Here is a 12,298-nt window from a genome sequence, read left to right as displayed (position 1 = left end):
GCAGGCTGCCTGGCATGGATCGTCGTCAACTGCTCATCACGAGTGCGAAGGTGGGGGCCGCGACCGGGATCGCCGGTGGGGCCGTCACGCTCGATCCCGTTGCCTTCGAGGCTGCGGCCGCGCCGGCGCCCGAGGGCGACAGTGTGCAGACTCGCACGATCAGCGGGCGGATCGAGTACGGGGCGCCGGACTGGGTCTACGTGCCGCTGGAGATTCCCGCCGGGGTCAACCGGATCACCGTCAGCTACAGCTACGACCGGCCCGCCGCGCCGCCCGGGCAGAACGGGAACGCGCTGGACATCGGGCTGTTCGACCAGAACGGGATCGAGCTCGGGGACTCGCGGGGGTTCCGCGGGTGGTCGGGCGGGTTCCGCACCGAGTTCACCGTGTCCGCCTCGGACGCCACCCCAGGTTACCTGCCCGGACCCATCCGCAAAGGTACCTGGCACGTCATCTTCGGTCCGTACACCGTGCACCCGCAGGGGCTCAACTGGACGCTGAACGTCACGCTCACGTTCGGTGCCGAAGGGGCGCCGTTCAAGCCCACGCCCGCGCCGGTCAAGGCGAAGGGGCGCGGGTCGGCCTGGTACCGCGGCGACATGCACCTGCACACCGTCCACTCCGACGGCCGCCGGCAGCCCGCCGAGCTGGCCGCCGCCGCCCGCGCCGCCAAGCTCGACTTCTTCGTGTCCACCGAGCACAACACCTCCAGCGCGGCCGGGGTCTGGGGGCAGCACGCCGGCGACGACCTGCTCATCGTCGACGGTGAGGAGATCACCACGCGCAACGGGCACTTCACCGCGCTCGGGCTGCCGGCCGGGACCTGGATCGACTGGCGGTACCGGGCCAGCGACGGGGCGCTCGCGCGCTTCGTGCAGCAGATCCACCGTGCCGGTGGGCTGGCCGTTGCCGCGCACCCGCTCGCCACCTGCGTGGCCTGCGGGTGGCGGTTCGGGTTCGCGGGGCTCGACGCGGTCGAGGTGTGGAACGGGCCGTGGACGCTCGACGACGAGGCCGTCGTGGCCAACTGGGACAGCCTGCTCGTCGCCGGCGGACGCACCGGGCAGTGGATCCCGGCCGTCGGCAACAGCGACGCGCACAGCGAGCCGCAGGTCGTCGGGCTGCCGCACAACGTCGTGCACGCCGGCGGGCTCGACCGGCGCTCGATCCTCGACGGGGTCCGGGCCGGGCGGCTGTGGATCGCGGAGTCGGCGGGCGTCGATCTCACCTTCACGGCCGCGGCCAAGGGGCGGACCGTGGGCATCGGGCAGCGCCTGGAGGTCGGCGACGACGAGCCGGTGACGGTGACCCTGGCCGTGAGCGGCGCCGGGGGCTGCGCGGTGCGGCTCGTCACCGACCAGGGGCAGCGGCTCGCGACGCTCCTGCCGGCCGAGGGTACGGGCACCGTCAGCTGGACCACCAACCCGCGCAACTCGAACTATGTGCGGGCCGAGGTGCGTCGGCAGACGCCGACCCCGACGACCGCGGACACGATGGTGGCGCTGACGAACCCGATCTTCCTGGGCCGGGTCGGGGGACATCGGTAAGTTTCGCTGCTCCAGCCGTACAAAATGGGAAAAATGTGACGGGTGGACCACCTCCCTTCCGTCGGGCGCTCATGGTGCTCGATGGAAGGGAGACACACATGATCGGAAGATGGAAGGCCGGGCTCGCCGCGCTCGGGCTCCTCGCGGCGGCTGGCACCGCCGTGGTCCTCACCGCCACATCGGCGTCCGCGGACACCGTGATCTGCGAGAAGTACGGCTCGACCACGATCCAGGGTGGGCGGTACGTCGTGCAGAACAACGTCTGGGGCACCGACCAGCCGCAGTGCATCACCGTGACGAGCACCGGCTTCAGCATCTCGCAGGCCAACCACAACGTGCCGACGAACGGGGCGCCCGCGTCGTACCCGTCGGTGTACTACGGCTGCCACTACGCCAACTGCAGCAGCGGGAGCATCCTGCCGCTGCGGGTCAGCGACGCCCGGTTCGCGACGCTGCAGAGCAGCGTCAGCATGAGCTACCCGGGGTCCGGACAGTGGGACGCGGCGTACGACATCTGGTTCGACCCGACGCCGCGCACCGACGGGCAGAACACCGGCGCCGAGATCATGATCTGGCTCAACCACGCCGGTGCGCCGCAGCCGGTCGGCTCCCGCGTCGCGACGGTCAACCTGGCCGGTGGGACCTGGGACGTGTGGTTCGGCAACATCGGCTGGAACGTGATCTCGTACGTGCGGACGCAGGGCACCGGGTCGCTGAACTTCGCCCCGGCGACGTTCTTCAACGACACGGTGTCGCGGGGTTACGCCCAGACCTCGTGGTACCTCACCAGCCTCCAGGCCGGCTTCGAGCCCTGGACGGGTGGGCAGGGCCTGGCGGTCAACTCGTTCAGCGTGACCACCGACGGCCAGCCGCCGACGTCGAACCCGCCGACGTCGTCGTCGCCCCCGCCGAACCCGGGCGGCGGCAAGTGCTCGGCGACGTACGTCAAGAACGACTGGGGCAGCGGCTTCACCGCCGAGGTCACGGTCACGAACACGGGCAGCTCGGCGATCTCGGCCTGGACGGTCGGCTGGTCGTTCTCGGGCAACCAGCGCATCACGAACTCGTGGAACGCGACTGTCTCGCAGTCGGGCACGGCGGTCACGGCGCGGAACGCTTCCTACAACGGCACGATTCCGGCGGGTGGCAGGACCACGTTCGGGTTCCAGGCGTCGTACTCGGGCGGCAACCCGGTGCCGTCGCTGACCTGCTCGTGATCTGACCGGAGGGCGGCGGGGGAGTCCGGACGGCTCCCCCGCCGCTTCGCGTCCGCCCCGCGCCCCTTTTGTGGCGCCTGACAAAACCGGGCATCGTGGGAGGTTCGCGGCGCCACAATTCCAAGACCGGCGCGCGAAAATGCTGGTGGGTGGCGTGCGGGAGAGAGCGCTCCCGAACCCGCGGCGATCAGCGTTCTTCCATGGGTTACCACCCGTCATCGGGGCGTGACCTGCAGGGAATCGATGCTTGGAGAGCGCTCTCCCATTCCCTCACAAGGATTGACACGCCTCGACCTAGGGCGCATTGTGAACGGATCTGAGAGAGCGCTCTCTCAGCTACCGCCACGCAACACCCCCACGAATGGAGTTCTCCTATGGATTGGTCGGTACCCCGCCCCGGCCATCGATCCACCAGAGCGCTGCGATACGGCACCATCGCGCTCGCGGTGGCCGCCATGCTGTGCGCCTACCTCGTCGTGGTCGTGACCCGTGCCGACGCCGCGGAGACCCTGCTCTCGCAGGGCAAGCCGACGACCGCATCGTCGGCCGAGAACGCGGCGACGCCGGCCGCCAGCGCCACCGACGGCAACACCGGCACCCGCTGGTCCAGCGCCTTCACCGTGCCGCAGTGGATCCAGGTCGACCTCGGCTCCGCCCAGGCGATCAGCCGCGTCGCGCTGAACTGGGAGGCGGCCTACGCCACCGCGTTCCAGATCCAGACGTCCAACGACGGCACCAACTGGACGAACATCTACACCACGACCACCGGCACCGGCGGCAACCAGAGCCTGACCGTGACCGGCAACGGCCGCTACGTGCGCCTCAACGCCACCGCCAAGGCGACCCAGTACGGCGTCTCGCTGTGGGAGTTCCAGGTGTACGGCGGAACTCCTGACAACCCGGGCACCTGCGGCACCGCCAATGTCGCGATCGGCAAGACCGCCACCGCGTCCTCGACCGAGAACGCGGGCACGCCCGCCTCGAGCGCCGTCGACAACAACCTCGGCACCCGCTGGTCCAGCGCCGCCGCCGACCCGCAGTGGCTGCAGGTCGACCTCGGCAGCAGCCAGCTCGTCTGCGGCGTCACGCTGAACTGGGAAGCGGCGTACGCGACGGCGTTCCAGATCCAGGTGTCGTCGAACGGCACGACGTGGACGAACGTCTACTCCACCACCACCGGCACCGGCGGGACGCAGGTGCTGACGGTCACGCCGACGGCCGGGCGGTACGTCCGGGTGAACGGTACGGCCCGCGCCACGCAGTGGGGCTACTCGCTGTGGGAGTTCGCGATCCGGGTCGGCGGCACGGTGCCGACGACCAGTGACACGCCCGGCAGCCCGAGCCCGAGCAACCCGGGCGGCACCAACGTGCTGCTGTCGTACAACAAGCCGGCGGTGGCCTCCACCTGGCAGAACGACGTCAACTGCAACCCGTGCTCGCCGGACAAGGCGTTCGACAACGACGCGGCCAGCCGCTGGGCGACCAGCTCCACCAACGGCTGGGTCGACCCGGGCTGGATCTACGTCGACCTCGGCGCCGTCGCGCAGATCAAGCAGGTCGTCCTGCAGTGGGACCCGGCCTACGCCGTGTCGTACCAGATCCAGACGTCGAACGACGCGACCAACTGGACGCCGATCTACACCACCACGACGGGCAAGGGCTTCCGGGAGACCCTCACGGTCAACGGCTCCGGCCGCTACGTGCGGATGTACGGCACCCAGCGCTCCAACGGCTACGGCTACTCGCTGTGGGAGTTCAAGGTGTACGGCACCGGCGGCAACCCGACCCAGCCGCCCGCGCAGCCGGCCGACCCGGTGTTCCCGGCCACGAACCTGGTCTGGGCCGACGAGTTCAACACCGGCACGCTGCCCGACCCGGCCAAGTGGACGATCGACCCGGGCACCGGCCAGAACAACGAGATCCAGTACTACACGAACAACGGCAACGTGAGCATCCAGGGCGGCTCCCTGGTGATCGAGGCCCGCAAGGAGACCCAGGGCGGGCGTGACTACACGTCGCACCGGATGAACACCAGCAACAAGTTCTCCACCCAGTACGGCCGGGTCGAGGCGCGTGTCCGGGTCCCGAAGGGCAACGGCCTCTGGCCCGCCTTCTGGATGATGGGCACCGACTTCCTGCAGGGCCGCCCGTGGCCGTACAACGGCGAGATCGACATCATGGAGATCCTCGGCCGGAACACCAACGAGATCTACTCGACGCTGCACGCGCCGGCCTACAACGGCGGTGGCGGCTACGGCCAGAAGATCTCCACGGTCGACCTGTCCCTGGACTACCACCTGTACTCGGTCGAGTGGGACAGCAAGCACATGACGTTCCGCGTGGACAACCAGGTCATCCTGGTGGCCGACAAGGACACCGTCGAGACCACGCGTGGTCCCTGGGTGTTCGACCACCAGTTCTACCTGATCCTGAACCTCGCGGTCGGCGGTGACTTCCCCGGCCCGATCGACGCCACCACGCCGTTCCCGTCGCGCATGTACGTCGACTACGTGCGGGTGTACAAATGAGACTCCGTCGACTGATCATCGGGGCATCCCTCACCGCCGTCGTCGCGGCGGCGGTCGGGATGCGGATGCTCACCGCCGCCGACGCGGCGGAGGTGCCGATCTCGCAGGGCAAGCCGGCCACGGCGTCCTCGGTGGAGAACGGCGGCTCGCCCGCCGCCAACGCCGTCGACGGCAACGCCGGCACCCGCTGGTCGAGCGCGTTCAGCGACCCGCAGTGGCTGCAGGTCGACCTGGGCGCCTCGGCGACCATCACCCGGGTCGTGCTGAACTGGGAGGCGGCCTACGCCCGGGACTTCACCATCCAGACGTCGGCCAACGGCAGCTCGTGGACGACGATCAACACCACCGTGAACGGCACCGGCGGGGTGCAGACCCTCAACGTCAGCAGCTCCGGCCGCTACGTGCGGATCAACACCACCCGGCGGGCCACGCAGTACGGCGTGTCCCTGTGGGAGTTCCAGGTGTTCGGCACGGGCGGCGCGACCACCCCGCCGACCACGATCCCGCCGAACGTGGTGCGGGTGGCGGAGTTCCTGGCCGACTGCCCGTTCTCGCACCGCCTGCCGGACGACCCGATCGTCTTCCCCGGGCTGGCGGGCGCCTCCCACATGCACAGCTTCTTCGGCAGTACCGTCACCAATGCCAACACGACGGTCAACGACCTCGCCAACGGGCCGAGCAACTGCAACCCGGCGGTGGACAGGTCCTCGTACTGGGTGCCCACCCTGTACAAGGACAACGTGCCGGTGGAGCCCGTGATCACCACGTTCTACTACCTGGGTGAAGGGGTCAGCGACGCCGTCCGGGAGCAGACCCAGCCGCTGCCCTTCGGGCTGCGGATCGTCGCCGGCAACGCCAAGGCGACGGCGCCCGACGCCACCACCATCTCCCGCTGGTCCTGCCTGCACCACAACGAGGCCGGCGCGGGGAAGGACTTCATCAACTGCCCGGCCGACTCGATGCTGGAGTCGTACCTCGACTTCCCGCAGTGCTGGAACGGGCGCGACCTGGACTCCGCCGACCACAAGAGCCACATGGCGTACCCGGTCAACAACGCCTGCCCGAGCACCCACCCGGTGCACGTGCCGAAGCTGCGGCAGGTGCTGCGGTACCCCGTCAACGGTGACCCGGCACGCATCCGGCTGTCGTCGGGGGCCGGGTTCACCATGCACGGCGACTTCTTCAACGCCTGGCCGCAGGCCGAGATGGAGCGCCGCGTCAACGACTGCATCCGTCCGAAGATCAAGTGTGGCGCCGACGGGCGTCCGTAGGTAAATGACAAGCCGGCCGCGGGTGGACGTGATGCGCCGAGTCCGTCCACCCGCGGCTCCTCATCGCTACGGGGCACGATCTACCGTGACAACCATGACGGGCAGCGACTCGCGACCGCCCACCCTTGAGCAGGTCGCCAACTACGCCGGGGTGTCCCGCGCGACCGTGTCCCGGGTCATCAACGGCGTACAGACCGTGGACCCCGAGCTACGCCGCACGGTGGAGCGCGCGATCGCCGTGACCGGCTACGTGCCCAACCTCGCGGCCCGCTCACTCGTGACCCGGCGGACCGACTCGATCGCGCTGGTGGTCTCGGAGCCCGAGCGCAGCGGCTACGAGACACCGTTCCTGACCAGGATGTTCACCGACCCGTACCTCGGCCGCGTGACCGCCGGCGCGCAGGAGGTGCTCCGCCCGCTCGGCATCCACCTGGTCATCTTCCTGGCCGACCCGCCCGCCCGGCCGCACCTGCTGCGCTACCTGCGCCAGGGCCATGTCGACGGCGCCCTGCTCATCTCGAGCCACGTCGACGATCCGCTGCCGGCCCAGCTGGTGGATCTGGGTGTTCCAGTTGTACTGTCCTGCCGCCCGGGCCGGCCGGTGAACACCAGCTTCGTCGACGTCGACCAGCGCGCGGGCGTCCGGATGGCGGTGGACCGGCTGGTGTCCCTGGGCCGGAGCCGCCTGGCCACCATCACCGGCCCACTGGACATGCCGGCCGCCCAGGACCGCCTGTCGGGGTACGAGGCGGCGGTGGCGGCCCACCAGCTGGGCCCCGCCCTGCACGTGGAGGGCGACTTCACCCGGGCCGGCGGCGAGCGCGCCGTGCGCAAGCTCCTGGCCACGGCCCCGGACCTCGACGGCATCTTCGTGGCCAACGACCTCATGGCCGACGGCGCCCTGCGCGTCCTGCAGGAGTCCGGCCGGAGCGTCCCGGAGGACGTGGCGGTCATCGGCTTCGACGACAGCACGGCCGCGCTGGAGTGCCACCCCCCGCTGAGCACGGTCCGCCAGCCGGTCGAGGAGATGGCCGGCGAGATGGCCCAGCTGCTCCTCACCCGCCTCCGCGAGCCGACCCGCTCCCCCCGCTCGGTCATCTTCAACCCGGAGCTGGTCCTGCGCGCCTCAGCCTGACGAGACGCCGGCTCGCTCCAGGAGGTGGCGGGCGTCGGTTCTCGACGCGATGCGGACGAAGGTCAGCGACGACCACTCCGGGGCCGTGGCGGCGGTGCGGTAGCGGGTGCGGTACGTCTCGTGCCTGGCCCAGGCCCAGCGGAGGATCGACTCCTGCGGGTCGGTGCTCAGCAGGTCGCCGAGGCGTTCGCGGTTGCCGTTCCACAGTTCGGTGCCCGTCAGGCCGCGGCGGAGGGTCCTGAACAGGAGCTGGCGCATCATCGTGCGGCGGGGGAGGTCGAACCAGACCACCGTGTCGGCGCGGGCCCAGATCAGGTCGCGGACCGCGCTGTAGTTGCCGTCGATGACCCAGCCGTCGCCGGCGCAGGCGGCCGACACCCGGTCGCGGAACTCGGGTGTGCCGAGGGGCTGCCAGCCCGGCTGGTGGAAGATGCCGTCCAGCTCGACGAACGGCACGCCCAGCCCCGTGGCGAGCGCGCGGCCGACCGTCGTCTTGCCCGAGCCGGAGTTGCCCACCACCGATACCCGCCGCACCAGCGCACTCTACGCGGCGGTCCTCGGGCGCTCGCCAATCATGCGGGTAGAAGTCGGGTCTTTTCCGGAGGATTGACATGCGACGGTCCGGCGCCCGAGGTTCACCTCGGTGCCGCCCCCGGGCCACTCGCCGCGTCTAGCGTCCGGGGACATGGCAAACGTTGACCGGCGTACATTTCTCCAGCTCGCGGCGGCTGCCGCCGTGCCGCTGCCGTTCGAGCAGGCCCTGTCGATCCCCGCCCACCATCGGACCGGGTCGATCGAGGACGTCGAGCACGTCGTGTTCCTCATGCAGGAGAACCGCTCGTTCGACCACTACTTCGGCACGCTGCGCGGCGTCCGCGGGTTCGGCGACCCGCACCCGGTGAAGCTGCCCTCCGGCAAGCCGGTGTGGCACCAGGCCTCGGGTCAGGGCGACCTGCTGCCGTTCCGCCCGCCGGTGCGCGACCTCGGCCAGACGTTCCTGCCCGACCCGCCGCACGGCTGGAACGACACCCACGCCGCCTGGAACGGCGGGCAGCACGACCAGTGGGTGCCCAACAAAGGCGTCACCGCGATGACCCACCACACCCGGGCCGACCTGGCGTACCAGCACGCCCTCGCCGACGCCTTCACGATCTGCGACAACTACTTCTGCTCGCTGCTCGGCCCGACCGACCCGAACCGCTACCACATGTGGAGCGGCTGGGTCGGCAACGACGGCAAGGCCGGCGGCCCGGTGATCACCAACGCGGAGCTCGGCTACGACTGGTCCACCTACCCCGAGCGGCTCGACCGCGCGGGCATCTCGTGGAAGGTCTACCAGGACGTCGGCGTCGGCCTCACCGCCGAGGGCTACTGGGGCTGGACGGGCGACCCGTTCATCGGCAACTACGGCGACAACTCGCTGCTGTACTTCCACCAGTACCAGAACGCCGCCCCCGGCACCCCGCTGGCCAAGGCGAAGACCGGCACCGAGATCTCGAAGCTGGACCGCAGCCCCGACGCGCTGCTGACCGACTTCGCCGCCGACGTGCGCGCCGGCCGGCTCCCGGCCGTGTCGTGGATCGTCGCCCCCGAGGCGTACACCGAGCACCCGAACTGGGAGCCCGGCTACGGCACCTGGTACACCTCGAAGGTCATCGACATCCTCGCGTCGAACCCGCAGGTGTGGAGCAAGATGGCCCTCTTCATCACCTATGACGAGGAGGGTGGCTTCTTCGATCATCTGGTACCGCCGACGCCGCCCGCCTCGCGCGAGCAGGGCCTGTCGACGGTGCCGGTGACCAACGAGATCTTCGCCGGCGACGCCGGCCACGTCCCCGGCCCGTACGGCCTGGGCATGCGGGTGCCGATGCTCATCGTGTCGCCGTGGACCCGGGGCGGCTACGTCAACTCGCAGCTGTTCGACCACACGTCCCTGATCCGCTTCCTGGAGGCGCGCTTCGCGCGCGGCAACCGCGACCTGGTCGAGTCGAACATCACGCCCTGGCGGCGCGCGGTCGTCGGCGACCTGACCAGCGCGTTCGACTTCCGCACCCCGAACGCGTCGCGGCGGGTCGACCTGCCGGACACCGACACGTTCAAGCCGTCCGCGCTGACGCGGCAGCCCGACGAGGTGCCGGTCCCGCCGGCCGACCCCCGCCTGCCGCGCCAGGAGCAGGGCGTGCGCCCGGCCCGCGCGATCCCCTACACGCACCACGCGGACGGCCGCCGCGCCGGCGGCGGGTTCGCCGTGGACTTCCGCAACGCCGGAGGAGCCACGGTGGTGTACCACGTCCGCTCCTCCGCCGGCACCCCGCGCACGTACACGGTGGAGCCGCGCAAGCAGCTGTCGGACGAGTGGCCCCTGGTCGCGGGCGCGTACGACGTGGCGGTCCACGGCCCGAACGGCTTCTACCGCCACTTCCAGGGCACGGCGACCGGCGCGGCCGTGACGGTGCGGGCCCGCTACGACGAGCCCCGTGACCGCCTGGTCCTGGAGCTGACGAACACCGGATCGTCCCGGGTGGAGCTGTCGGTGACGGACCGCTACGGCTCGCCGCGCCGCCGCCTGACCCTGCGCCCGGGCGAGACCCGCGCCGAGGACTGGTCGGTGCGCAAGACCCGCGGCTGGTACGGACTCACCCTGACGGCCCCGGGCTTCGAGGCGGAGTACGCGGGCCACATCGAGAACGGCGCGGACTCCATCACCGACCCCCTGCTGGGCGGCCTCCTGTAGGCCCCGGGTCAGCAGGGTCAGCAGGGTCAGCAGGTGGAGTGGAACAGGCCGCCGACCGGGGTCGTCCCGGTCAGGTCGTTGTAGAGGGCGATCGCCTCCGGCGTCGGGGCCACGTGCACCTCGACGCCGCGGGACTCCAGCGCCTGGACGGTCGACGGCGCGACCTCCAGGCGCTCCTCCATGCCCTGCGACAGCACCACCACGGTCGCGCCGTGGTCGAGGAGCTCCTCCACGTCCGCGACCTGGATGCCGGGGGAGTGGCGGGTGCCCGTCTCGGACCAGTCCCACTCGCGGGCGCCGCCCGGCCACGCCTTCAGGTCCTTGACCACGCCCAGGCCCTCGACGTGCAGCTTGCCCCAGGACGATGCCACAATTCTGGGTGAGCGCATCGGGACAAAACCTCCGAAAGGTCAGAACCGTGCCGAAATCCGAGCTCGACCAACGATACAGCGACCCCATCGCCACCGCCGTCCCCTGGGAGCGGACCGAAGCGACGCTCGGCGACGCCGGGGTGTACTGGCTGACATCGATCAGAGCGAGTCACCGCCCGCACGTCACGCCGCTCATCGGGGTGTGGCTGGACGACGCCTTCTGGTTCTGCACCGGGCCGCAGGAGCAGAAGGCGGTCAACCTCGGCAACAACCCCGCGGTCGCCGTCACCACCGGCGTCAACGCGCTGCACGAGGGGCTCGACGTGGTCGTCGAGGGCGACGCGGTCAAGGTCGCCGACCCCGCCGCGCTGGAGCGGGCCGCCGCGGCGTGGCTCGGCAAGTACGGCGAGGAGTGGCGGTTCGAGCCCCGGGACGGGCAGTTCCATCACGCCAGCGGCGCCGGTGCCGCCGACGTGTACCGGGTCGCGCCACGAAAGGTCACCGCGTTCGGGAAGGACCCCTACAGCCAGACCGCCTACGCGTTCTGAAGCCGCAGCCGGGCCACCCGCTCGCGGGTCGGCCAGCGCACGTCCCAGGCCCAGCCCGCCTTCTCGAACAGCCAGATCAGCCGGGCCGAGATGTCGATCTGGCCCGGCAGGACGCCGTGGCGGGCGCTCGTCGGGTCGGCGTGGTGGAGGTTGTGCCAGGACTCGCCCATGCTCAGGATCGCGAGGGGCCAGAAGTTGGCCGAGCGGTCGCGGGCGGCGAACGGACGGTCGCCGATCATGTGGCAGACCGAGTTCACCGACCAGGTGACGTGGTGCAGCGCCGTCACGCGGACCAGGCCGGCCCAGAAGAACGCGGTGATCGCACCCCACCAGCTCCAGCTGATCAGCCCGCCGAGCACGGCCGGCAGGGCGAGCGTGACGATCGTCAGCGGGCCGAAGAGGCGGTGCACGATGCGCATGTCCCGGTCGGCGAGCAGGTCGGGCGCGAACCGCTCCTGGTTGGTGAGGTTGCGGTCCAGGACCCAGCCGAGGTGGGCGTGCCAGAAGCCGCGGGCGAGCGCGAGCGGCGACGTGCCGAACAGCCACGGCGAGTGCGGGTCGCCCTCCTTGTCGGCGAAGGCGTGGTGGCGGCGGTGGTCGGCGACCCAGTGCAGGATCGGGCCCTGCACGGACATGCTGCCCACGACCGCGAGCACGATCCGCAGCCAGCGGCGGGCCTTGAAGGCGCCATGGGTGAAGTACCGATGGAAGCCCACCGTCGCCCCGAGGCACGTGACCACGTAGAACGCCCCGGCCAGCACGATGTCCAGCCAGGCGAGGCCCCATCCCCAGGCGACCGGCACGGCGGCCAGCAGCGCGAGGAACGGGATGATGACGAACGCGTAGACGGCCACGTGCGCCGGCACCGGCCGCTTGTGTCCGAGGAGGGGCTTCACGCCGCGACCATAGACGCCCGTCGTGACCGGCACCCCGCGCGCAAGCAGCCG

The 12,298-nt window shown here is 70.7% G+C and carries 10 protein-coding genes; 7 read left to right on the top strand and 3 right to left on the bottom strand.

Annotated features, from left to right (window positions below; all coding sequences use genetic code 11):
* The first annotated feature begins 14 nt into the window (after positions 1 to 14).
* The 5 genes from ABZS66_RS21675 to ABZS66_RS21655 all read left to right on the top strand — a co-directional run bounded on the left by ABZS66_RS21675 (position 15) and on the right by ABZS66_RS21655 (position 7,698).
* Entirely contained in the window at positions 15 to 1,547 is a 1,533-nt protein-coding gene (locus ABZS66_RS21675; RefSeq protein WP_354760292.1) for a CehA/McbA family metallohydrolase, read from the top strand.
* Positions 1,548 to 1,645: 98 nt separating this feature from the next.
* Entirely contained in the window at positions 1,646 to 2,764 is a 1,119-nt protein-coding gene (locus ABZS66_RS21670; RefSeq protein WP_354760290.1) for a cellulose binding domain-containing protein, read from the top strand.
* Positions 2,765 to 3,138: 374 nt separating this feature from the next.
* Positions 3,139 to 5,292: a discoidin domain-containing protein gene (locus tag ABZS66_RS21665; protein WP_354760288.1), complete on the top strand. Its 2,154-nt coding sequence runs from the start codon at positions 3,139 to 3,141 to the stop codon at positions 5,290 to 5,292.
* On the top strand, positions 5,289 to 6,563 hold the full coding sequence (locus ABZS66_RS21660) for a DUF1996 domain-containing protein (protein WP_354760286.1): 1,275 nt from the start codon (positions 5,289 to 5,291) through the stop codon (positions 6,561 to 6,563). The genes ABZS66_RS21665 and ABZS66_RS21660 overlap by 4 nt, the downstream gene beginning before the upstream one ends.
* A 94-nt stretch (positions 6,564 to 6,657) precedes the next feature.
* The gene (locus ABZS66_RS21655; protein WP_354760284.1) at positions 6,658 to 7,698 is read left to right on the top strand and encodes a LacI family DNA-binding transcriptional regulator; all 1,041 of its coding nucleotides are present in this window, start codon (positions 6,658 to 6,660) and stop codon (positions 7,696 to 7,698) included.
* On the opposite strand, the gene ABZS66_RS21650 is transcribed toward ABZS66_RS21655, so the two are convergent.
* Entirely contained in the window at positions 7,690 to 8,232 is a 543-nt protein-coding gene (locus ABZS66_RS21650; RefSeq protein WP_354760282.1) for a shikimate kinase, read from the bottom strand. The genes ABZS66_RS21655 and ABZS66_RS21650 overlap by 9 nt on opposite strands.
* Before the next feature lie 151 nt (positions 8,233 to 8,383).
* Between ABZS66_RS21650 and ABZS66_RS21645 the strand changes: the two genes are divergently transcribed.
* The gene (locus tag ABZS66_RS21645; RefSeq protein ID WP_354760280.1) at positions 8,384 to 10,432 is read left to right on the top strand and encodes a phosphocholine-specific phospholipase C; all 2,049 of its coding nucleotides are present in this window, start codon (positions 8,384 to 8,386) and stop codon (positions 10,430 to 10,432) included.
* A gap of 26 nt (positions 10,433 to 10,458) precedes the next feature.
* Here ABZS66_RS21645 and ABZS66_RS21640 read toward each other — a convergent pair whose 3' ends face one another.
* Positions 10,459 to 10,821: an Mth938-like domain-containing protein gene (locus tag ABZS66_RS21640; RefSeq protein ID WP_354760278.1), complete on the bottom strand. Its 363-nt coding sequence runs from the start codon at positions 10,819 to 10,821 to the stop codon at positions 10,459 to 10,461.
* A gap of 29 nt (positions 10,822 to 10,850) precedes the next feature.
* Between ABZS66_RS21640 and ABZS66_RS21635 the strand changes: the two genes are divergently transcribed.
* Positions 10,851 to 11,351, top strand: a complete 501-nt coding sequence (locus ABZS66_RS21635; protein WP_354760276.1) for a pyridoxamine 5'-phosphate oxidase family protein — start codon at positions 10,851 to 10,853, stop codon at positions 11,349 to 11,351.
* Here the strand turns inward: ABZS66_RS21635 and ABZS66_RS21630 are convergent.
* On the bottom strand, positions 11,339 to 12,247 hold the full coding sequence (locus ABZS66_RS21630) for an acyl-CoA desaturase (RefSeq protein WP_354760274.1): 909 nt from the start codon (positions 12,245 to 12,247) through the stop codon (positions 11,339 to 11,341). The two genes, ABZS66_RS21635 and ABZS66_RS21630, sit on opposite strands and share 13 nt — an antisense overlap.
* Between the last annotated feature and the right edge of the window lie 51 nt (positions 12,248 to 12,298).

Source organism: Dactylosporangium sp. NPDC005572, assembly GCF_040605515.1.
GTDB lineage: Bacteria > Actinomycetota > Actinomycetes > Mycobacteriales > Micromonosporaceae > Dactylosporangium.
Note: the sequence above shows the minus strand (reverse complement) of the source record. Positions and strands in the feature narration are given on the sequence as shown.